Below are 24,185 nucleotides of genomic sequence, written 5' to 3'. Positions count from 1 at the left end.
GCCGATCTATGTATTTCAAACCTCAATCTGTGTAAGTATTCTCAGTATCTTCCAGAAAATTACCATATAAAAAGACGTTCCTGGGGAACGTCTCAAACTCATAAGCTAGTGTTTTTTCCGGTATTCGGTTGGAGCCAAACCCGTATGCTTTTTATACCAGGTTACAAAATAGGAGGAATTCAGGAACCCTACTTTTTCCCCAATTTCCTTGACCGTTAGCTTAGAGTCCTTCAAATATTGATTCGCCTTCCGTATTCGCAGCTCCGTAACATACTCGAGAAACAGACAGTTAAACAATTCCTTGAACAACCTGCCGAAATAAATGCCGTTGTAGTGGAAGCGTTCGGCAACCATTTCAATAGATAGCTCGGGATTACCATACTGCTCCTCAAGAAAAGCGGCAATCTTCTTCGCTAAATCCGACTTCTGCTGCTTTTTGTTTTCCTTTGAGCGGCAAATGGCCGTCCTAATAAACTCCACAAACCAATCCTCGATTTGCTGCAAAGATTCCTTTCGCTCCAGGCTCCCCAGCATCTCAATAAAATTGGAGGAGGTTGTCGAAACCGAGGGATTAGCAGAGGTAGCTGTAATCACGGAAAATAACAAATGATGCACCGAAAGCCGTATCTTATGGTATGGCGCGAGCCGCAAGGAAGCAAAAATATCTGCTATAGCCGCTTCAACCTTATCTTCCCGGCCTGCCTTGATGATCTCAAGAAGTGTTTTCTGTTTGGCATTTGGATAGTCAAAATCGTTATTCAGCCGTGATATCGCATCTTCGTAAGCAATCATGCTGCCCGCTCCGCGAACAATCCGGTAAAGGGAAGCTTCTTTCGCACTTAAATAGGAGTCGCTAATCTCTTGAGCGCTCAGAGCAGCGCGTCCAATACCGATGGTTACCGTGATCCCATAAGTCCGCGCAACCTCCTGCTGAAGCTCCAGCATCGCGTTCATCACGGCATCAGGCAGAGCCGCTTCTTCTCCGCTGAATATAAGCACGATTTCATGGTCTACCTTAACCGTTTCACTGAGAACGCGGGATAGCATAAACTGCTCGGTGAAGCTATACAGGACCGTGCTGATGGTATGGTCAATCTCTTCCTTTCGTTCAGCCAGTTCACGAATGTTATCCAGCTTCAGAACAGCCACATACAAAGCGGCGTTTTTCAGTAGATCGACACGCAGCTTATACTCCTCTATATCCTCCGGCTCCGGATTCCGTACCCCATGCAGCAGCTCCTTAAGGTATTCGGCCTTTAATGATACTCGCGATTTTCGGCTAGAAGCTTCCAATTGTTCAAATTGTGTAGCAATATTGGAATAAAACCGGGTCAATATCTCCATTTCGCTAAGTTTTCCTTCCGGCAGCTCCCCCGTATAGGCCTGGAAACGAAGCGTATTGCGGGCAAGCCTGGATAGCGGTGAAGACAGCAGCCCGCTGAGAAGCGCTGACACACCCATAGCCAGAACAAGCAGCACCAGGCAGGTTATAATCGCCACCTGTCGAATGGCCGAGATCTGCGCCGTAGCCGTATCGTATGGAATGACAGAGACAAAATACCATCCAAGCTGCTCCGAATAAAGAGAAGACACCATGGACAGGGTCTGATCTGTCTTATCTGTAAAGCTTTCATTTTGATTTGTTTTTATAATACGCTGTACATAATTCCGCTGGGAAATATCAGCAAGGAACCCGCTCTCCTCGAAGCCAAACACGATATGACCTTCCTGATCCAGGATCATAAGACCATCTTTGCTTTTCGTCTCATCCTCTTGATGATTAACAAAGCTGTCTATGGTCAAATTGACTATAATAGCACTGGTAATATCATTGGTTTCCAGATTTTTATCATAGTAGAAAATAGTATATACATTCTGAACAGATCGCGTCGCTCCCCCGATAGACAGTTTGCGGGGAACCGCGCGGCCCAGACTCTGGACGGGAGCCTCTCTCAGCCACTCGATCGTTGCGGCTTCGGCATGCGCTTTATCGCGATCCGTCCCGATCAGTGTTTGGCTTTGTCCGTTATATAACGTGATAGAAAAAATATTTTTATTGGTCAGCATCAGGTCATTGATTTTTCGCAAGGATGCATTGTTCAAATAATAGTCGCCCGCCGCTTCACGGCCGTTGATGGATCTTATAATGTCATTATCCACAGATAATTGCAGCGTAATCAGTCTGGCCTGATCGATAATGAACTCGAACATGCTTGAGCTTTGCTCCAGCCGTTTTTGCGAGATTTCATTAATCTGTTCCGTCGAACTCTTGGAGAAAGCATGATACAGCAGGACGGTCATAGTTAAAGTAACAGCGGCAAGCAGCACAACGAAAGAAAAAAAGAACTTGACAAACAGCGACCTCAAACGGATTTTCTCTCTGATATACCTCATCCCAGTCCCCCTTGTGTTGTTACCTGCCACAGTCAATATAAAGCGCTTCCATATTGATGGTAATTAATGAGGTTAATTATACCACACCTGTAAATGCATGTTTCCCTCGATTCGTATCCGGGCCCGGACAGCTGGTCGATTTAAATTCATACCGCAAAATTACTTTGAAATGATGTTTCCGTAACCGGCAAAAGGGTAGTCGATCACAATTCTTCCTGCCTCTGTGTCCCCTATTCCACTATAAAGGTCGCATTTTCCGTCCTCGCGCATCACGATGCCTGATGAGAAAGCACAGTCCGTCAATTCCGGCTTTTTGGCCGGACCATCGGGATAGCAGGTTCGGGTGCCAATGATTTTCTGATCCATAGCAACATGACGATCCACATCGAGAACAAATGAAAAATTCATATAGACCTGCTTCATCCCGCCGTCTTCCCCAGTAGTCTTGTAACAGATATGACCAATAACGCCAATATTCCCGCTGTCCAAATAATAGGCCTGGTTACAGCCCCCCCACTCATTTTGCTCAAATAAGCCATAGATGTAAGGCGCATTCTCGACTACCTCCATCGTGAGCTCGTCAAGACTGTTAATGACGGTGAAGCCGATCATCGATTCACTGCCGAATGTTCTGCGGATCTCCTCGCTCCGCGGTCTGGAGAATACCCCGATCCTCCCCCCATCCATTTCAACCAAACGTATATCCTTCATATACTCGGGTCCCGTGGTGAAATAATGCAAATCATCGATTTCCGTACCTTTGTAAAAATATCCGAAATACGTATCGACGCTATTTTGCTGGTAACGCACATGGGTTCCGCCCATAACCAGGGTATCGCCGATCAGGCTGATATACGGATCTTCCAACGGATAGATCATAGAATCAGGAACCAGTGTCCATTGGTCCTTGCCAGTCTTTTCAAACAGCCGTACCCAGGAACGGGCCCATTCGCTGCGTCTTTCTATTCGACCAAAAATATATTCCCTCCCTTTCCACTGGAACGGAATCGAAACATTATATACATCGTAGCCCTCTACTCCATAAAATAAGAGCTTTTCCCTTTCATAAATAGACTTATTCATCTCAAAATGCTCTCGCCGCTCTATCAAATTCATTGACCATTATCCCTCCGTTTGTCTTCGTGACTTGTCGATTAGTTTATCATGGACCGGCACCGGAATCTTACTTATATTTAGCCACAGACTACGCTATTTTCGCATTCACTCAGGCATCTTTTGAATAATGCACCAACAATTCAAGCTTTATATAATCCAAATAATCTATACATTATTAAATAGAATATGCTATTTTGATGTTAGATAAGGAGGGAGCCGAAGGATGAACAATCAGATTCAGAAGCTGACCGCAGAGGGCGGAATTGACGCCGAGTCAGAGGGACATTACAGGGATATAACGGGGATTGAAAATACATCAGGCCCCCACACCCATGATTTTTTCGAGTTTTTCGTCATCATTGAAGGAGCGGCCTATCATTGCATTAATGGTAAAAGAGAACTGCTGAATGAAGGCGCACTTGTGTTCATGCGTCCACAGGATGTCCACTATTATGAACCATTGCCCGGCACCGATTGTCGGCTGATTAACCTGTCATTTTATGAAAAGACACTGCTGGATTTGCTTGCCTATCTCGGGCCGGGATTTCCCAAGGAATCGTTCCTTAGTGCGGCTTTTCCCATCGTCATCCAGCTATCCCAACAAGAAAAGCGGCTGCTACAGCATCGCATGGAAAAGCTCTACCGGATTCCCCAGCATGAGAAGCAGTGGTATCGGGCCGAGCTTCGAGCTCTTTTAGCGGAAGTCTACTGTCATTACTTGATGCATTCCGTTATTCCGGGAGTTAGCGAAAAACCCGCATGGTTTCTCGATCTTTGCAAAGAAATGAAAAAGCCGGAGCACTTTATTGAAGGTGTTCCGGCGATGATTCGGTTATCCGGCAAATCTCATGCCCACCTGTGCCGTATGTTCAAGGAATGGGAGCATGAGACGCCTCTGCAATATTTGAACCGGATTAAATTGCAATATGCGGAAAATTTATTGCTCCATTCCGACTGGAGCATACTGGACATCTCGTTAGAGGCCGGATACGGAAATCTGGGACATTTCTATAAATCGTTTAAGAAGCTGTTTGGAAGAACGCCTCAAGCCCACCGAAAAATGCACCATACCAAGCTCACTCCATTGATATGAGTTATACAAGGCACTCCAAAAAAATTGCATCGTCCTGTCCGACGACTCCGGCAGATACTTCTGGCCACCAAGATCTTTTCATTGAAATTCCCCCCGCAATCACTTCTGTTGTGTTGTACACCTCAAATTATAGAATCGATCTATACCCCCAACAACGACGTATCTTTTTTGATTCGTTCATATTTATTTGGGACTTCCCTCTCCCATAAAAAAAGCCCGTCTCTCTCTAATTCATTAGAGTAGAAACGGACTTAACCATGATATATGCGATTCCCCGCTTTATTTAGGCTGGATATATCCTTCCGCTTTCAGCAGCTCCGCAATCAGGACGGCACCGCCAGCGGCACCGCGCAGGGTGTTGTGCGACAAGCCGACGAATTTAAAATCGTATAACGAATCCTCGCGCAAACGGCCTACCGATACGCCCATACCACGCTCAATATCACGATCCAGCTTCGTCTGCGGTCTGTTCTCTTCTTCAAAGTACGTAATGAACTGCTTCGGCGCACTTGGCAGACCAAGCTCCTGCGGACGTCCGGCAAATTGGCTCCAGCGCTTAATGATCTCTTCCTTCGCAGGTTTATTCTCAAACGAGACAAACACCGCAGCCAGGTGGCCATCTGTTACAGGAACGCGAATGCATTGCGTTGTAATAAGCGGCGAACTGGCCTTAACGATTTCTCCGCCGGAGACATGCCCCCAAATTCGCAGCGGCTCCTGCTCGCTCTTCTCTTCTTCTCCACCGATATACGGGATCACATTATCCAGCATATCCGGCCAGTCTGTGAAGTTCTTACCTGCTCCCGAGATAGCTTGATAGGTGGAGGCAACCACTTGGGTTGGCTTAAAATCAAGCAGAGCATTTAACGCAGGGACATAGCTTTGGATCGAGCAGTTCGGCTTCACGGCGATAAAGCCGGTTTTTGTGCCAAGGCGCTTTCTTTGAGCAGCAATGACCTCGATATGCTCCGGGTTAATTTCCGGAATTACCATCGGAACGTCCGGCGTCCAGCGATGCGCTGAGTTGTTGGAGATGACAGGCGTGCCGGTCTTGGCATACGCTTCTTCCAAAGCAAGAATCTCATCTTTTTTCATATCTACGGCACAAAATACAAAATCCACGTCCGCCGCAACTTCCTCTACCTTTGCCGCATCCTGTACGATAATATTTTTCACTTGTTCCGGAATGGGTCCGGCCATCTTCCACCGATCCTGAACAGACTCTTCGTAAGTTTTGCCCGCTGATCTGCCGCTAGCTGCAATACTAACCACCTCAAACCATGGATGACCATCCAGCAGCTGCACAAAACGCTGCCCAACCATGCCCGTTCCTCCGATAATCCCTACTTTAAGCCTTTCTGCCATGATATCTCCATTCCTTTCCTTATTAGCTCAATATTTTGATTATTACATCCGCCGGCCTATTCCAAACGGTAAATCACATCACTTTAGCAATTGCTTAATAAGCCTGACTTTTTAGACACGTACTATTAATAGATACTTATGCGAATCCTTTGCAACAGGTACCACAGCTTTATTATACAAAAAAATCTCACCCCCAAGACTGCAGTCTCAGGGACGAGATTTGAATTCTCTCGCGGTACCACCCTAAATTTACCGATATGTCGCCATATCAGCCTCTTCAAGTACAGCAAAAGGCGCATATACTTTAGCTCTGTAACAGGAGCTCCTGGCACACCATCCCCTGATTTTCTCAGGTTTCGGAGTGCTGCTCAGAGTCTTTTTTCGAATAAGCGATTCTTTGCTCCTTTTCAGCGTAGTGGAGCTCTCTGGAAAAGAACCGGTTTACCTACTCTTCTCTTCATCGCATTTAGTATTACTGTTTATAATATAAAAAAATCGGCCGGAGGTAAACCATTTTCTCTTTCTTTTATTTAATCCCTGATTCATCAATGTTCTTGCTGCCTCTAACCTTTGGAGGCTCCGGCAGTCAGTCCGTCGACCAGATTGCGCTGAAGCAGCAGGAATAACATCGTTATGGGTAATGCAACGATCACGGCTCCGGCAGCGAACATCGTAAATTCGGTCGAATTGCGCTGGCTCACCATTCTGTACAGACCAACTGCCAACGTTCGCTGATCTTCCGTCCTTAACACCAGATCGGCGAAGATGAAGTCGAGGAAGGCGCCGTTGAAGATCATAAGACTCGCATAGGTCAGCATCGGCTTGGCGAGCGGGATAATGATGGAAAAGAACACTTTCAGGTGGCTGGCTCCATCGATTCTTGCCGCATCTTCCAGGCTTTTGGGGATCGTATCAAAAAAACCTTTGGCTACGAATACATTCGAGATAATCGCGCCCGAACTGTAAACGAGAATCAGCGCCCAATGGGAATTGAGCAATCCCATCGTATTCAGCAGAACGTAGATAGCGATCATGGCCATAAACCCGGGAAACATCTGAAGCACAAGCAAAGTGTTCAGTGCGAATTTACGGCCCGCGAAGCGGAATCTTGAAATTGCGTATGAAGTCAGCAGCAGCAGGAACGTACCGAAAAGGGTCGACAGTACTGCGACCTTCAGCGTATTCAAGAACCACAGCGGATATTTGGTCTTCTCGAACAGATCCCGATAATGCTCCAACGTAAAGCTGCGCGGAATTAATGTATCGCTGTAAAGACTGTTGCCTTCCTTGAGGGAAGACATGATAATCCATAGGGCGGGAAACAAGCTTGCGCAGGATAAAAGGATAAGCAGCACATAGCTGACCCCAAGCTTGACCCGAGCGGACCGGCTGTTCATGCTATCATATCCTCCTCTTTATAGGATCTGGTGCGGCGGTAGCTAATAATTGATAAGGAAGCGATGATTAGGAAGATAATGATACCGATCACCGACGCGAAGCTGTATTGCGATTGATTTAAAGCCAGCTTATAGAGCCAGGTCACCAGCAAATCCGTATGCCCGGCGTATTGATAATTTGAATTGACCGGGTTGCCGTCCGTCATGAGATAGACGACGTTGAAATTATTTATATTGCCAGCAAATTGCATGATCAGAATCGGCGCCGTCGAGAACAATACCATCGGCATCGTAATAGAGCGGAATTTCTGGAATGAGTTCGCTCCATCCACATCAGCCGCTTCGTACAGATCCCTCGGAATCGTCGTTAACACCCCAATAGCCAGTATCATCGTTACCGGAATACCGATCCACATATTAACAAGAACGAGTGTGACCCTGGCCCAGATCGGATCTGTAAGCCATGGTATTCCGTCTAAACCGATCCAGCGCAAGATTTCATTAATCGGACCAAATTTATTGTTAAACATATTCCGCATCACGAGCAAAGAGATCATGCTTGGAATCGCAAATGGGATGATCATAACCGTGCGCCAGAACATTTTGAAGCGAATGCGGGGCTGTTGAATCAGCACTGCGATCAGAATGCCGCCAATATACGTCGTCGCCGTAGCCAGGATGGCCCAGATAACCGTCCATAGCAGGACGCCGAAAAACGTATTGCTCCACACCTTCAGGCTGACCAGCTTGACAAAATTGCTGAAGCCAACCCAATCAATCAGATTGGCGGGCGGGAGGATCGGATCGGCGTAATTGGTAAAGGCCAGCAAAATAGAGAATATCAAGGGAAGAATCGTCAAAAATAGAACCGTGACGGTGGGCAGCGCTAATACGAGATAAGCAAAGTTATTCTGATTGATAAGCCGCAGCGACTGTCGGAAGTTATTGGGTGCAATGCCCGCATCCCTTTCCTTCCCCACTTTGTAGGCGTCCCTGATATTCAGGGTGTATAACACGCCAACGAGAACTAAAGATAAGGCTGCCATTAACCCTTTGATCATCAGAAATATCGAGTGGTCACCTTCGACCATCTTCGTAATTTTACCTATCTTCACCAATCCGCTAGGTTGCTCTCCCAATGTAATAAGCCCCTTCAGGTAAGAAGAAAGTCCAACCACCGAAGATAGATAGATCGCTGCCAGGCCTGTCGCCAAGAACAAAAGCCCTTTCATCCATTGCCGGTTGTACAATTGTCCAAGACCCATAAAAAGAACCGACAGGGTGGTACTTATCGTCTTTCTTTGCATGTGTTAAACAACCTCTTTTCTTGCGATTTGACCGACTTTACCCGACCGCCGGAACGATCGGGTGAAAGTCCCTCTGAAAGATACAACTAATTGGATGAAATACTTGTCTTGATTGTATCGACCATCGTATCGAGCGTGGTCTTGACATCCGCCTTTGGATCGTCCCAAATGGTTCTAAACGCCGCTTGAAGCGGATCCCATACCGCGTTAATCTCCCCGATCGTTGGCATCGGCGTGGAATGAGAGAACTGCTCGAAGAACCCGCTGATAATCGGATCATTTTTAATTGTCGGATCCTCTCCCGCTTCCTTATTCGCTGGAATGGCCCCCGTCATCTGGTAGTTCAACAATTGGTTCTCCTTATTAGCCGCAAAGTTGGAGAAAAGGCGAGCAGCAATCGGATATTCGCTGTATGAGTTAACAAAATAAGCTTTCACGCCAGAGAACGAGTGCGATACTTCGCCGTTGGACATCGCCGGCAATGGAGCAACACCGAAGTTGACCTTATCTTTGAATGCCGCTATTGACCATGGCCCGTCGATATTCAAGGCCAGCTTGCCTTCCTGGAACAATTGCGTCTTCACATCATAGGATACGTCTCCCGCGTTCATAGGCAGAATTCCCTTCAGGCTCTTCAGCAGTTCAAACCCCTGGACTGCCCCCTCGTTATTCAAGCCGATATCCGTCGGATCGGTATTATCCTTACCGAAGAAGTAACCTCCAAGCGTGCTGACGAATGGATAAGTATAATACCCGACGAACTCCCACATAATGGCGTATTTATTTTGCTTGGTGTCCGTGTACGACTCTGCGAAGCTCTTAATTTCATCCCAAGTTTTCGGAGCTTCGGGGAAGAGGTCTTTGTTATAATACATGGCATAGGTCTCGACCGATTTGGGATAGCCGTACAGAACTCCATCATAAGTTACCGCTTTGATGGCGGACTCTTCCATGACAGCGCGAGTCTCATCCTCGAACAAATCGTTAGGCAGCAGAAGTCCCGCTTTAACCGCTTGAGCGATCTGATCATGAGGCATGGTCAGGACATCCGCTGCAAGCTTCGATGGTCCGTCAGTCGCCAGACGGGTGCCCTGATCCCCGCCGGCTACAACTTCCAGCTTAACCGGCACGCCATACTGCTTCTCAAATTCGGCCGCAATTTTCTCCATATACTCCATTTGCTCCTGCGATTCCCATACCGTTAACTTCGCTCCAGGTTCCGGTAAATACTCCTCTTCGTTACTATTTTCAGAAGAAGCCGGGGGTGCCTCGGATGTGTTAGGTGGCTGGGAACTGTTTGTGCTGGAGTTTCCCCCGTTGCCGCCCCCACATGCCGCCAGACTTAGAACCAGCATTACACTAACGAGACCGATAACCCATTGTCTTAAACTCGCTTTTTGTTTCAACTTCACTTTGTTGTCCACCCTTTCTTAACTTCATATTTTTTGTGCAAACGTTACACCTTTTGCGGAAAATGGCTCTACCCCCAGGCTCCCTTTAACTATAAAAAAAAGAGTACAACTCTCTACAAATCTCACGATTGTCGAGGTTGTACCCTTGGGTAGCAGCGCCTTTAAATTGTTTCAAGCGGTCGTTATTTCCACTAGAACTCTTAAGACACCTCCATCATAAACTTTACAAGAAAACGTTTGCAAATAGGATAATTACGGAAATTCGGATAAAAAACGAAGAAATAGATTAAAATCCTTAACTTTTTATATGTTTTGGTCTAATATCTCGTTTTTGCTTTCTAATTCAATTATTATTTCCGGAAATATTTGTCCGCCCGAGCGGGTTCATCAAAAGCGGTTGCTAACCTGGAAAACCTGTGTTAAGATTGGGGAAATTTAAAGGCAATGAAACTTTCGGGTTCAACCTCGGTCTATTCAGAGGTTGGGCCTTTTTTGCGTTTCTCATGCCTGAAGGAGGCCATTATTATGATCATCCTGGAAGCGGTATACCATCGCATCGGACTGAATTGGTCCTATGCCTATAACGAATCGACCGTCCACATCCGCCTGCGTACCAAGCGCGGCAATGTGGCACAAGTGCAGCTGGTATGCGGCGACAAATACAACTGGGATAAATACAACGAATCCATGGCCATGGAACAGTTTGCTGCAGACGGCTTATTCGATTACTGGCAAGCTGCCGTCTCGCCGCGGTTTCAGCGGGTCGTTTATTATTTTGCGCTGTATGAAGAAGCTGGCGAGACCGTCTATTTTCTGGAAAAGGGCTTCTTTGATGCACCACCGAAGATTCTGTATGAAGGGCTGTTCGATTTCCCCTATCTGAACCCTAAAGATGTTCACACCCCGCCAGAGTGGGTGAAGGAAGCTGTCTTCTATCAAATCTTCCCCGAGCGCTTTGCCAAGGGCGACCCGTCTCTCGATCCCGAGGGGGCGCTGGAATGGGGCGGCGAGCCGAGTCCAACCCATTTTTTTGGCGGCGACCTGCAAGGTGTGCTTGACCACCTCGACCATCTCGTAGAGCTGGGGATCAATGCGGTCTATTTCAACCCCTTGTTCGCTGCGACAACCAATCACAAATATGACACAAGCGATTATATGTTCGTTGATCCGCAATTCGGCACGAACGAAAAGCTGAAGGAACTGGTCAACGCCTGTCACGCCCGGGGAATTCGGGTGCTGCTGGACGGTGTATTCAATCATTGCGGACACCTGTTTCCGCCCTTTCTTGATGTACAACAGAACGGTCCCGCCTCCCGCTATGCCAACTGGTTCCATATTAAGGAGTGGCCGCTCAAGGTGGAGAACGGTACTCCAAGCTATGCCACCTTCGGCTTTGAGCCGATTATGCCAAAGCTTAACACGGGCAACGAGGAGGTCAAGGCCTATCTGCTGGAAGTCGGCCGGTATTGGATCAGCGAGCTGGGGCTGGATGGATGGCGGCTGGATGTAGCCAACGAGGTGGACCATGCATTCTGGCGCGAGTTCCGGCGCGAGATCAAGAAAGCCAATCCGGACGCCTACCTGCTCGGGGAAATTATGCATGATGCGATGTTGTGGCTTCAGGGCGACCAGTTCGATGCGGTGATGAATTACCCGTTTACCAACATCGTGCTTGATTTCTTCGCCAGAAGACACATTGATGCCACTCGGTTTGCCCAGAGCATCAACACCCAGTTAGCCAGCTTCCCGCAGCAGGTCACCGAAGCCGCATTCAACCTGCTGGACAGCCATGATACCGTCAGGCTGCTGACGCTGTGCGGCGGCAATAAACGGCTGATGCAGCTGGCCGTGATATTTCAGCTGACCTTTCAAGGGGCCCCCTGCATCTACTACGGGGATGAGATCGGCCTCGACGGAGAGCATGATCCCTATAATCGCAAATGCATGGAATGGGACCCCGCGAAGCAGGATCGGGAGCTGCTGGCATTTTTCCGCCACCTGATTGCCCTGCGCAAAGCGCAACCGGCATTACGTGGCAGCGGCCTGCGCTTTCTAACGATCCCCGGGCTTCCGCAGCTGCTCGTCTACGAACGGTACGATGAGAGGGACCGCTTCTTGCTGCTGCTGAACAATGACGAATCCGCATGTACAGTTGCCGTGCGAAGCAGCGGGCTGAACGGGCTGTGGCAGGATGTAGGCAGCGACGCTGCAATCGGGATAGCCGAGAGTACGATAGAAGTCGCACTCCCTGGCTTTGGCTACGCCATCCTGCAAGCTTCTCCAGATCACCTCACCAAAGCCATCCAGCTAACCGTATCATAAGCGGCTGACCTATAGTGTGCGTCTTATATTGTTATCATTTGACAAAAATGGAACCTTCGTTTAGAATGAAAGCGCATTCTTGTTTTTTATTTTGTAACTGCCGGGCAAGGATGCCGGTTTACAATTTGAGGGCGCTGCTTTCCTGATCATGATCCGAACCAGGAACAACCCCGTAATCTTCTTGCGAAGATTGCGGGGTTATTTGGCGTAAGCAGCGCGAAAGGAGGAATTCTGCCTTCATTCAGCGCTTGGCTTGGTATACAAGGAAGGAAACACATTCAGAAACCTTACTAAAAATTTGAAAGGCGGCTTGATTAATGAAACGGATGATTAAAAAATCAATAATCACACTTCTTGCTACCACCTTTCTCTTTGCAGCATGGCTCGCTCCCACTATTGCCGTTCCTTCGGCAAGCGCCGCTCCTGATACATCGGTTCTGAACAAGCAAGGGTTCTCCACCGATGTTATCTATCAGATTGTAACCGACCGCTTTGCAGACGGGGATGCTTCCAACAACCCGTCCGGTGCGGCATTCTCTTCAGGATGCACCAATCTTAAGCTTTACTGCGGCGGAGACTGGCAGGGAATCATCGATAAAATCACCGATGGCTATTTTACGGGAATGGGCATCAGCGCGCTGTGGATCTCCCAGCCTGTAGAGAATATATACAGCATTATCAACTACTCCGGCGTCAATAACACAGCCTACCACGGTTATTGGGCCCGCGATTTCAAGCGGACCAACCCGGCGTTTGGCAGCATGGCCGATTTTCAGGAGCTGGTTAACACCGCTCATGCCCATAACATCAAAATAATTATAGATTTTGCCCCGAATCATACTTCGCCGGCTTCCGAGACGGAACCCTCCTTCGCAGAAAATGGACGGCTATACGATAACGGCAGCCTGATCGCCGGCTACTCCGGAGATACGAACGGTATTTTCCATCATAACCTGGGGACTGATTTTTCATCGCTGGAGGATGGTATTTATCGCAATCTGTATGATCTGGCCGATATCAATCACCACAACGATAAGACGGACGCCTACTTCAAAGAAGCGATCAAGCTCTGGCTGGATATGGGGATCGACGGCATCCGGGTTGATGCGGTGAAGCATATGCCGCAGGGCTGGCAGAAGAATTGGATGGCTTATCTCTCGGAATATAAGCCGGTGTTCACTTTCGGCGAGTGGTTCCTTGGAGTTGGGGAAAATGATCCGCAAAACACCCGCTTCGCCAATGAATCGGGCATGAGTCTGCTCGATTTTCGTTTCGGGCAGAAGGTTCGTGACGTATTTCGCGACAACACCGATAATATGTACGGCTTGAACAGCATGCTGAGCGAAACCGCCGCCGATTATACACATATCCATGATCAGGTTACATTTATTGACAACCATGACATGGATCGTTTTAAGCTTGGAAATAATAACCGCCGCCTGGAACAAGCGCTGGCCTTTACACTTACCTCGCGCGGCGTTCCGGCTATCTACTACGGTACGGAGCAGTACATGGCCGGCAATGGAGATCCGGCAAACCGCTCCTTCATGAACAGCTTCTCAACGGCGGGCACCGCCTATCAAGTCATTAGCAAGCTGGCGCCGCTTCGCAAGTCCAATCCGGCCATTGCTTACGGCAGTACGCAGGAACGCTGGATCAATAATGATGTTTATATATACGAACGGAAATTCGGCAGCAGCACGGCACTGATTGCCATTAACCGCAGCGAGACTGGCACTGCAGCAGTTACCGGTTTGCAAACATCGCTTCCCGCCGGCAACTATGCGGATGAGCTGGGAGGACTGCTGGATGGCGGCAGTATAACGGTTAACGCCACGGGCGCCGTTGCTGCCTTTAGCCTGCCGGCTGGAGCTACCGCCGTATGGCAATTTGCTGCCGACGAGACTTCGCCGATTATTGGCAATATCGGACCGGACCTGGGGACAGCCGGCTCAACGCTGACGATTGACGGACGCGGCTTTGGCGCTGCCAAGGGCACCGTCTTCTTTGGCACAACGGCGGTCACCGACAGCCAGATCCTTCAATGGGAGGATTCGCAGATTCAGGTCATCGTTCCGGCAGCTGCCCCCGGCAAGCATGACGTGACGGTTCGCAGCGGCAGCTCTGTGAACAGCAATAGCTACACCAGCTTCAATCTGCTGACAGGGCAGCAGGTATCGGTCCGCTTCATTGTGAACCAGGCCAGCACCGTGTACGGCGAAAATGTCTACCTGACAGGCAATGTTGCCGAGCTCGGCAGCTGGGACCCGAACAAGGCGATCGGCCCTTTATTTAATCAGATTATCGCTGCCTATCCGTCCTGGTACTATGATGTCAGCGTGCCTGCGGGAACAGAACTGCAGTTCAAATTCATTAAAAAGAACGGTACGGCGGCCAGCTGGGAAGGTGGTGCCAATCACAGTTATATAACACCAACCAGCGGTGTCGGTACGATTGTAGTCGACTGGCAGCCGTAATCCTCAACTCAATAACCGAAAGGTCCGGCCGGGGGTCACCCCATCGGCTGGACCTTTTTGTGTTCAGTACATTTAGTAAAATCAACCAAGCCAGGAACAGTGATCTCGGTGATCCTGGCTTGGGACAAGAAATCCCATTATTTTGTTTCCCAAAAAATCTGATCTCATGGGTTGACAATAAAAGAAAGCTAATATAGATTAGTTAAGTGAACTAACCTAATTCAGTTGCCTGTCTCTCATTTTTTCTCTTTATGGCAAACGACCAATATTATGTTCAAGTTTTGTCTATAGTCAAGGAGGAACATCATGCTTGAAGAATATCAAAAATTAGTTAACGAATTAAATGAGGTATTGAACGAATACTATGTATTTTACAACAAGGGAGCAAAAAAACTTGATGAATATCACCTTTCTGTCCAACAAGAAAATATTTTGCTTTATGTAGTTCAGAATGAGGGAATTACTGTAAATGAGATTGCCGAGAATTTTTCAATCACAAAAAGCGCAGTCAGCCAGGTACTTACCCATTTAGAGGACAGAAAATTTATACGCCGGAAAAGCAACCCTGATGACCGTCGGGAAACCTTGATCCTTCTTGGGGAAGAAGGAAAAAAATATGCCCATTTGATCAGCGAGGCGGATGCAGCTTTTGTGAAGCAATATTTCTCCCATATCGAGGTAGAGGATCTGAAGCAAGTACTTCTAACCATGAAAAAAATCAATCGGGTGATCAAGCAGTCCAACAATAAAGCTTGATAAACCTTTTGAAAGCCCCGATCGTGCAACTAAATTCAAAAAAAATAGAATATTAAGATCTAGTGAGGATTATTCCATGAGTAAGTTTAACAAAGAAAAGATATCTTTAGGTTTAGTCTTATTCAATCTATTTATTGCCTACGTAGGGATTGGCCTTGTAGTCCCGGTCATGCCGTCATTTGCACATGAATTGCATTTAAGCGGCGGGACCGTAGGATACTTGATTTCCGCATTTGCTTTTGCTCAGTTGCTCATGTCACCAATTACCGGCGTTTGGGTCGATACCCTCGGTAGAAAGAGAATGATTGTCCTCGGACTGTTTCTATTTTCGTTCTCGGAGCTATTATTCGGGTTCGGGAATCAGGTCTGGGTCCTGTTTCTATCGAGAATCTTAGGGGGAGTCAGCGATGCGTTCATTATGCCGGCCGTCATCACGTATATCGCAGACCGAACTTCATTGAAAAACCGGGCCAAAGTATTAGGTTACCAAGCGGCGGCAATCAGCGGCGGCTTCATCATCGGTCCCGGACTGGGCGGCTTTATCGCTGAAATCGGAATACGTGCCCCGTTCTTTTTCGCCGCAGGATTCGCTTTCATCGCAGCTGTCTTTTCATTATTTATGTTAGAAGAAACGATGTCAAAGGAACAACTGATGAAGCACCGGAGCGAAAAAAAGAAGGCCAACCTTATTGGAGAACTGAAAAAGTCGGTCCATTCCGCCTATTTCGCGCCGTTTCTGATCGTTTTCGTGCTATCCTTTGGATTAGCCGTCTATGAAATGATGTTCAGCCTTTTTATGGATGCCAAGTTCGGTTTTACGGCTAAAGATATTGCCGTGATCATCACCGTCGGCTCCATTCTCGGTGTAGTTGCTCAAATCGCACTTTTCGAAAAGCTGGTGAACATATTTGGCGAGAAAAAATTGATTCATGCCATGCTGCTCATCGCCGCCCTGTTTATTCTCGCTACGATCTTCATGAACAGCTATTGGAGCATTATGGCTGTAACAAGTATTGTATTTTTTGCTTGTGATTTGCTTCGTCCTGCCGTAACAACACTGCTATCTAAAATGGCAGGGGAGCATCAAGGTTTTGTCGCCGGGATGAATTCCACCTATACAAGCCTTGGCATTATTGTCGGGCCTGCCATCGGCGGTATCCTGTTCGATGTAAATCTCAATCTTCCATATATGTTTGCCGCCGTTGTACTGTCCGCTGCTTTTGTTATGTTTATGATATGGAAAGGCAAAGCGATCAAGACGCAGTAATTGTCTTATTCGGATAAACCTTGATGCCTGTTCGTTCTTAGTGAAAGAATGATATCGCGCCACGATATCATTTAATACGACGCAAATATAGAGAAACCTGGACTTTTCAAACCCAAGGTTTCTCTTTTTGATGATGTGGATTCGATCTGGATGATTACATTCTGTCCTCTATTTTCACAAAAAAAGAAATAATGATGGAAATGGATAACAGAATCAGCGGAACAACGCTGATCAAATAACGAAAGGTGGACTCCGGATCGGGTCCCGGATTATCACCGCTTTCATACCCGAAGATAACGCCCACTACAAAAAATGAAACTGAAGAAATCAAACCACTTGACCGAACAATAAAGCTGCTGACAGCTGTATAGATGCCTTCCCTCCTGCTCCCGGTCTTTGCCACATCAAGATCTATAATTCTACTATTGACCATAGGAGGGGAGACAAGGAAGCCCGCCAATCCGAAGCCAACTACCACGCCTGCTATGATACCGCTTGTTAAATTATAACCGAACCAGAACGCAATAACAGCACATGCATACATGATGAGTGATAATCTCCAGCCCTTGACCGGATCCATCCTGCGCAGCAGCCAATACCACACAGCGACGAGCGGAATGACCGATACAAATACGGCGGCAAACAAGATTGTATTCTGTTTCTCAGGGATGTGAAGAACATACTTGGCGTAAAAGGGGATCGTTGCGCTAAGCAGTCCATTGACAGTCTGGGCAAATGAATTAGAGATATTAACCAGCCAAAACGGCTTGTTCTTCAAGGTTGCTTTGAATGCTTCTTTTAGCTTCAGCTGCGGACCTTTACTCGCCTCTTCGTCCTCTTTTATAAAGCAGAGAAACAAAGCCATGAAAATAAGAAACACTAGCGAGTAGATTACAGCCATATTTCCAAAACCCAGGGCATTAAATAAAACGGGTGTAAATGCAGTCCCGATTAAAATTGCCACGATCTGATAGCCCTGCTGAATTGCTGAAGCTTTTGTACGGACACGGTCTCCCTTGAACAATTCCGGAAATAAGGCTCCATAGTTAACCCAAATAATTGCCGCCACTGCTTCATAGAATACAAGCATTACTAAAAACCATGTAAATAATCCCGATTCTGACAGATTGACCGGCGGGGAGAATACTAAAATAAATGCGAGCGCGAATAATGGAGAAGCAATAAATATCCATGGACGCCTCCTCCCGAATCTGGTCCTCGTCCGATCGGACCAATAGCCGAAAATAGGCTGGTTAACGGCATCCCATATTAAAAATATTGTTCGTGCAAGGGTGGCAAGTCCGATGCTTAGGCCCAGCTTATCCACATAGTAGTAAGTGTAAAAAGAACTGAAGGCTTGGCTGGGTATCATCATCGCTAGCATTCCAAATGCGTATATCATAGGTGAGTTCAGTAGTTTCTGCTTCATACTTCGGTGATAACCTCCTGTGCATATCTGCGGCCAATGAATTGGGAATATTGCTGAAGCGGAAAGGGAACCGCTTCCTAAAACGCTTACATTGGACGATATATTAACGTAGAGCAGAATAATCAGTCAGAATGATACCAGCATCCTTGATGGCATAAGCAAAATCATCGTCCAGCATCAGCTTGTATTCCCATACCCGCTTCTCCCAGCTTGGAACTTGTTCCTGCAAGCGTATGTCCTGAATGGCAGGATGAATATATGTTTCACTAATGCCTTCAGGCAAATTGTATATCTTAGTAATTATCTCTTGCTTAAATTTTTCGTAGGTCTCACCTTTACCAATATGAAAAGGGTGCGATAACAAGTAGTCGGGGATTCCAACGCCAAATTCGTCCGCAAGAGCGGAAACCTCAGAGGCTACATGCTCGACCCCTGGGATTACGGAAAGTAATGGGTCACCCAGGTAGACTTTGCGGAAGAAACGGAAAGGTATCTTCCATTCGGCACATAATTTCAATGCCTGTGGTATATGGCTCCTTCCTGACTCCATTCCATATAAACTGCCCATATGATTATCGGCATGAGTAGGGTAAATTCCATATTGTACAAGCCTTTCATATTGCGCGGATACTTCCTTTACAGCTGCATCGGTATCGGCATGGCGTTCAAAGGCTTCAGCAGTCTTGTGCATATAACCGCTCTCATCATGCAGCGATGGATGGCCAGTCAAGCTTGTCCACCGAATAGCGTCAAATTCGCTTGTAAGCGTCATATGCAAACCAATATTTTTATAGCCTTTTTGGATGCACCATTCAACAGCTTCCTCAAATCCCGGAGCCGGAGTCATAATTGTTGCCGAGGATACCTTGCGCTCCTCAAGCAAATGCATGATAGCCTGGTTCATCGGAGCGCTTTGACCAAAATCGTCACAATTAATAATTAGGTACTTAGGACTCATGTTAAGTCCTCCTTTCTTTTTATGAAACGATCTAATATTAGCTTCTGTTCCTGATAATTCACCTTATCCTTTGACTGATCCGAACATACCTCTTTATTGCAATTTTTGGTACTCTTCGTTTACTTCAATGATTATCTGGTCGCCCCCATCGGCTCTCCAATCAGCAATGGCTTTATCTAGCATCTGCATCGGCTCCAGTCCAATGATGATCTTAACCAGGGCTGCGGTCCATCTTATATTCAAATCAGTAAAACGCTTGTTCATTGTTTCTGTCTCTATACCTATTGCAGCATTTGGCCATGCATATTTAGCATTTTCTTCGAACATTTTTAAGGTTTTGGCGGATTGAACCGGATCATCCCACAATCTTTCTTGGGTCGCCGGATCAAAACGGCGGAAAAACCAGGAGGAAAGAAGAAATGGCCGATCTGAATCGAAAGCTTCCAGCTTCCTGTAGGTTCGATCTGCATTCATTCTGTAATGAATCCCTTCCAAGCCATTTCGAGTCAAAATAGTTCCTTCATCAGAAACGAGATAATCGAGCATTTTCAATATGCGTTCTTGTTTCTTGACGTTAATCTTGCCCTGAATAACAACTTTGTTCGTTATCGTGGCAGTTTTGGATGCCCGCAGCCCCGTGGGGCCTTTTGGCGGAACGAGGTAAGCCAGTTTTGCATCTGGTACAAGCCTCTGTAAGGCAGGAAGAAGGGTTGTATACAATTCATTCGGATTTGCATAGTTCATGCCCAGCTTGCCCCCCGCAAACTTGTACATAGGATCGTCCGTCTTATTAGTCGGGAAGTCTTTGTCCAATACCCCTTCATCATAGGCTTTGCGCAAGAAGGCAACAAACGCTTTTAGTTCATTGCGCTGAACCTGTACAGGCACCAGTTTACCGTCTACATCTTTCCAGCCATTAGCCAGTCCGAATGCCCCCATCAAATAATCAACGTAGCCAAATCCGCCGTTCTCCAGCACAGACATACTAAAGCCAATTGTATCGTTAATCCCATTCCGATCCGGATCACCATAGACAAATGCTTTTAACACTTCATACATCTCATCGACCGTCGCCGGCATTTGCAAACCAAGCTCATCCATCCAATCTTGGCGGATAACAAGAGAGTCCCGGGTTTCAATTCCATAATACGGGAGTCCATAATACTTGCCTTTAGGATTCATTATTTCGTAGCCATACTGTGCGATATTAGATCTCAAATTAGGAAATTGATCTGGATAGTTATCCAGATAAGGCTTAATGTCCATAAACTGGCCACGTTCTCTCCATCTCAGGAAATTCGTATTCAAATAATATACGTCCGGCAGATTGTTAGAAGCAGCCAACACATGTATTTTCTCAATATAGCTTTCTGCCGGAACCCATTGAATTTTTAATTCGATGTTTAGCTTCTCATTTAATTTTTCAATGACAGGATGATTATTGTCTGCCCATCCCCCACCGGCCCAGCTGGGCGACATGAGATGAATAGTCAGCTTTTCTGTGCCGTCATCAGCCAGGCCTCGTGTGGATGATGGATGATTATCCTTGCCGTTCCCCCATAATCCGGGTTGGCTATTGTTCTGAGGAGCAGCTTCAGGCGTACTTGCACATGCTGTAAGCAAGCTGACTATAAGGACGAGTACCGTGAGCCAAATGCGCATTTTCTCATATGAACCCCCAGTCAGTTTGTTTGGCTACTAGTCTATAGTAGACGTATGATCAAAATAATTCCTTGCACATTTTAATGATTTATTCTCTTATTTTTTGAACTTCATAGTTTCAGCAACTGGTGTATAAGGAACTCGGACTGAAATTACGCAGCCTCTTCCCGGAAAAGAGTTGATATGGATTCCATACCGACTGCCATATTTTAATACAAGGCGAGCATGGACATTGGATATGCCAAGACTATCCTGCTGTGTGAAGTCATTTGTCTGACTGGAGATGCCTTCGAGCAGATCTTGCGCCTGTTGCAGCTTATTCGCCGGAAATCCCTCTCCGTTATCGGCAATCTCTATAATCATGTCCGATTTGTCTTGGTAGGCGCTAACCAGAATAGCACCGTGGCCTCCCCTTGGCTCCACAGCATACTTCACAGCATTTTCTACTATCGGCTGCAGTGTTAGTCTGATTATCGAGCAATCCAGAAAGTTCTCGTTAATGTAAATCCGGCTCTGAAAACTTCCGGGGAATCGCAGCCGGATAATATCCAGATATTTTGTCAAATGATCCAGTTCTTCCTGTAAAGTCACTTCATCATCGGAAATTTTGGCTGTATAGCGGTAAACATCTCCGAGATTCAGGGCCATCTTTTCAATAACCGGCATATCCTCCAGGTAGGCCATACTTTTAATAATGTCCAGGGAATTGTACAGCAGGTGAGGATTGATTTGATTCTGTAATGCTTGGATTAGTGCTTCCTTTTGCCTGATCCGACTATGAATATCCCTTACCTGTAGTTCAGTTACTTCTTCCATAAGCTCTTTAATTTGTGAAATCATATCATCAAAATTATAGCCCAGCTGCTTAAATTCATAATGTCTTGATGCAAGATCAGCCTTTTCGTCTAGATTCCCTTTTGCTACAATCCTCATCAGCTTAGCAAGCTTCAACAAGGGGTTCATAAAGCTGTTTGCAAGCAGGGGAATTACGATCATAATCAATAAGGTCACAATAATAAAAGATATGAAAATCGCCCTCTGTATAGCCTGGAGCCCCCCTGCCATTTCTCTAAAGGGCAATGCAAGAACAATGGTCCATTGAGTAAGCTCTGAATGCTCTAAGGCGATCAGCCACTTTTCTCCCTGCCATTGCCGCAATGAAGCCTTGTCATAATTAATATTTAATTGTACCAAGTCCGTGTTTTTTCTTGCCGCTCCCATCCATTTTCGTTCTGGATGATAGACAACCGTATCATCCGCTGCAACTACAAGGAAGACACCAGGAGCTTCTCCTTCCGCCGAGTCCATTTCGAACATTTCCTGAATTTGCGATAAGGATAGATCCACAACGAGATATCCAATATGTTCCGTTGTATCTGTACTAAATATAGGCATGACGAGGGAGACCGCATAAGTTCCTGCGCCGTTAGCGTAAGAGATACGATGGGTAGCCAGAATGGCCGGCTTTAATAGAGGAGGGCAGTTAAACCAGGGCTCGTTCTTATATGGCTCTGTTGTTAAATCCGGGCCGTTCAGTGAAACAACACTTTCCATTTGACGGGGAACTAAAAACATGTCAATTATCTCGGAGTAATTAAGCGCTACATACCTGCTCAATGCTCTTCTAAGATCGTTAATATCGTCCGCGCTCACCTTGTCTGGATTAGTCAAATAACGCTGTACCAGATCATCATTAAGCAGGGAAGAAGTAGACTGAATGACCTGTTTAAAATATAAATCAAGCTGATGCTTTTTGCTGAAAACCGCATCGTAAGATAATGCAAAAAAGTTTTTTTCTACTTCCTTTGTATAATATAACTGGGATATAACAGTGATAATGACAACCGATACTATATTAATAGACAAAAAAACGGCGATCATTTTTGATTTAATGGACAGGTTCTGAGCAGATAACCGTCTCTTCCAAGTAAAAAAATCAATCATGACATCAACCGATTTCTGAATTCTTTTGGCGTCATTTGAGTAACTTGTTTAAAAACCCGGTTAAAATAAGGCAGAGAAGCAAAGCCTACCAGCTCGGCAACCTCATAAATTTTTATATCAAAATCCACCAGCAATATCTTCGCTTTTGCAATCCTTATTCCATTTAAATAGTTGACGAATGTTTCCCCGGTATATTGTTTAAACAAGGTACTGAAATAACTGGGGCTTAAATGAACATGATCTGCTGCTGCTGATAAGGTCAGATGATTCATATAGTTCTTCTCCAGATAGGCATACACTTGTTTAATCGTATGTGACGCTTCCCCGCCGGCATAAAGCGGACGGCGTTCGAGCCAAGCAATAACTAGCATTTCAAAATACCGAATAATCACTTTGTCTTCTGTATTCTCCGGCATGGGGGGAGCACTAAACCGTTCATCCAGACTTGCGATAAGTTCGTTCAATCGTCCGGCTATAATACGCAAAAAACCGAGACGTACACCTGGCCGGGCCCCTTTCATCCTGAGAATCGAGGAGATGAGTACTGTAACCATCTTAAGCAGCTGAACACCATCGCCAAGGAAGAGCTGATCCAAAAATTCCCGAACCTTAAACATATAAGCTTGCTCATCCTGCAACGAATACAAGCGCTCCTTGCTGTTCAGCAGCGCTTGTTGCACCTGCTCCTCGCTGACGGGCTTCAACAAATAATCGGACACATCATAGCGTATAGCCTGACGGGCATATTCAAATTCATCATAACCGCTTATAACAACGGTTACGATCGGCAGCTTGTAGGCATGAATATGTTTGGCCAAATCCAGCCCGTTCATGGTCGGCATCATAATATCTGTTACCAGAATGGACGGCCAGAGCTCCTGTATCATATACCAGGCTTCCTCCCCGCTTGACGCCTCGCCTACGACCTTGAATCCGCTGCCCAAGCCTTCAATCATTTTGACTAATGCGCTGCGAATCCACATTTCGTCCTCTGCTACAACAACGTGATAAATTTTAGCTTCTCCCCTTTGCGCATCTGTTTTTAGAATGAATAACTCATGTATAACAGATAAAGCAAAACCGTATATGTGACTTAATTCTCACGTAATGATCCCGTCAAAAGAAACGGGCCTCTTCTTCCGCCAGGAGTCATCCGAAGTCTTACGAGGAAAAATAGAGCTTTGGGGGCAAATCATTTGAATGGGCTTGCGCGGGCGGTCCAACAGTAATCTTTCGCCTCCCTCCCGTAAAGGGGAATGTTTGGCAACATTCCCCTAAACTGATAA

16 protein-coding genes and 1 other annotated feature are annotated in these 24,185 nt (G+C 46.4%); of the genes, 5 read left to right on the top strand and 11 right to left on the bottom strand.

The annotated features are described in order from the left end of the window. Window positions 1–105: 105 nt before the first annotated feature. Window positions 106–2,394: a helix-turn-helix domain-containing protein gene (locus BN1360_RS10245; protein WP_068779772.1), complete on the bottom strand. Its 2,289-nt coding sequence runs from the start codon at window positions 2,392–2,394 to the stop codon at window positions 106–108. 159 nt (window positions 2,395–2,553) lie between these two features. Then, a complete protein-coding gene (locus tag BN1360_RS10240) occupies window positions 2,554–3,510 on the bottom strand; it encodes a DUF1861 family protein (RefSeq protein WP_068779771.1) in 957 nt (318 codons plus the stop codon). Window positions 3,511–3,733: 223 nt separating this feature from the next. Here BN1360_RS10240 and BN1360_RS10235 point away from each other — a divergent pair, with 223 nt between their 5' ends. After that, on the top strand, window positions 3,734–4,603 hold the full coding sequence (locus tag BN1360_RS10235) for a helix-turn-helix domain-containing protein (protein WP_068779770.1): 870 nt from the start codon (window positions 3,734–3,736) through the stop codon (window positions 4,601–4,603). Window positions 4,604–4,882: 279 nt separating this feature from the next. Here the strand turns inward: BN1360_RS10235 and asd are convergent, their stop codons facing one another. The 4 genes from asd to BN1360_RS10215 form a co-directional block, all read right to left on the bottom strand. Continuing rightward, on the bottom strand, window positions 4,883–5,968 hold the full coding sequence (gene asd, locus BN1360_RS10230; RefSeq protein WP_082790012.1) for an aspartate-semialdehyde dehydrogenase: 1,086 nt from the start codon (window positions 5,966–5,968) through the stop codon (window positions 4,883–4,885). Between the two features lie 206 nt (window positions 5,969–6,174). Then, window positions 6,175–6,438, bottom strand: a binding site (T-box leader). Between the two features lie 93 nt (window positions 6,439–6,531). Then, window positions 6,532–7,365, bottom strand: coding sequence for a sugar ABC transporter permease (locus tag BN1360_RS10225; RefSeq protein ID WP_068779769.1), 834 nt, complete (start codon window positions 7,363–7,365; stop codon window positions 6,532–6,534). Then, the gene (locus BN1360_RS10220) at window positions 7,362–8,672 is read right to left on the bottom strand and encodes a carbohydrate ABC transporter permease (RefSeq protein WP_068779768.1); all 1,311 of its coding nucleotides are present in this window, start codon (window positions 8,670–8,672) and stop codon (window positions 7,362–7,364) included. Before BN1360_RS10220 ends, BN1360_RS10225 begins: the two co-directional genes overlap by 4 nt. Before the next feature lie 86 nt (window positions 8,673–8,758). Next, window positions 8,759–10,084: a sugar ABC transporter substrate-binding protein gene (locus BN1360_RS10215; protein WP_229520968.1), complete on the bottom strand. Its 1,326-nt coding sequence runs from the start codon at window positions 10,082–10,084 to the stop codon at window positions 8,759–8,761. Window positions 10,085–10,609: 525 nt separating this feature from the next. Here BN1360_RS10215 and BN1360_RS10210 point away from each other — a divergent pair. The 4 genes from BN1360_RS10210 (at window position 10,610) to BN1360_RS10195 (ending at window position 16,906) form a co-directional block, all read left to right on the top strand. Beyond that, on the top strand, window positions 10,610–12,406 hold the full coding sequence (locus BN1360_RS10210; protein ID WP_068779767.1) for a glycoside hydrolase family 13 protein: 1,797 nt from the start codon (window positions 10,610–10,612) through the stop codon (window positions 12,404–12,406). A 317-nt stretch (window positions 12,407–12,723) separates the two neighbouring features. After that, window positions 12,724–14,883, top strand: a complete 2,160-nt coding sequence (locus BN1360_RS10205; RefSeq protein WP_082790011.1) for an alpha-amylase family glycosyl hydrolase — start codon at window positions 12,724–12,726, stop codon at window positions 14,881–14,883. A 306-nt stretch (window positions 14,884–15,189) separates the two neighbouring features. Beyond that, window positions 15,190–15,639, top strand: coding sequence for a MarR family winged helix-turn-helix transcriptional regulator (locus BN1360_RS10200; RefSeq protein WP_068779766.1), 450 nt, complete (start codon window positions 15,190–15,192; stop codon window positions 15,637–15,639). Between the two features lie 76 nt (window positions 15,640–15,715). Next, entirely contained in the window at window positions 15,716–16,906 is a 1,191-nt protein-coding gene (locus BN1360_RS10195; protein ID WP_068779765.1) for an MFS transporter, read from the top strand. A 154-nt stretch (window positions 16,907–17,060) separates the two neighbouring features. On the opposite strand, the gene BN1360_RS10190 is transcribed toward BN1360_RS10195, so the two are convergent. The 5 genes from BN1360_RS10190 to BN1360_RS10170 all read right to left on the bottom strand — a co-directional run bounded on the left by BN1360_RS10190 (window position 17,061) and on the right by BN1360_RS10170 (window position 23,912). Continuing rightward, on the bottom strand, window positions 17,061–18,335 hold the full coding sequence (locus BN1360_RS10190; RefSeq protein WP_068779764.1) for an MFS transporter: 1,275 nt from the start codon (window positions 18,333–18,335) through the stop codon (window positions 17,061–17,063). A gap of 103 nt (window positions 18,336–18,438) precedes the next feature. Continuing rightward, entirely contained in the window at window positions 18,439–19,293 is an 855-nt protein-coding gene (locus BN1360_RS10185; RefSeq protein WP_068779763.1) for a polysaccharide deacetylase family protein, read from the bottom strand. A gap of 93 nt (window positions 19,294–19,386) precedes the next feature. Next, window positions 19,387–20,955 carry an extracellular solute-binding protein gene (locus BN1360_RS10180; RefSeq protein WP_068779762.1) on the bottom strand — a complete coding sequence of 523 codons (1,569 nt, stop codon included), beginning with the start codon at window positions 20,953–20,955 and terminating at the stop codon, window positions 19,387–19,389. 96 nt (window positions 20,956–21,051) lie between these two features. Then, window positions 21,052–22,821, bottom strand: coding sequence for a cache domain-containing sensor histidine kinase (locus tag BN1360_RS10175; RefSeq protein WP_229520967.1), 1,770 nt, complete (start codon window positions 22,819–22,821; stop codon window positions 21,052–21,054). A 74-nt stretch (window positions 22,822–22,895) separates the two neighbouring features. Then, entirely contained in the window at window positions 22,896–23,912 is a 1,017-nt protein-coding gene (locus tag BN1360_RS10170) for a response regulator (RefSeq protein WP_069188330.1), read from the bottom strand. Window positions 23,913–24,185 lie beyond the last annotated feature (273 nt).

The sequence above is a fragment of the Paenibacillus sp. GM2 genome (assembly GCF_900069005.2).
Classification (GTDB): Bacteria; Bacillota; Bacilli; order Paenibacillales; family Paenibacillaceae; genus Fontibacillus.
The sequence above is the reverse complement of the archived record's forward strand: the minus strand, read 5'-3'. Positions and strand labels throughout refer to the sequence as shown.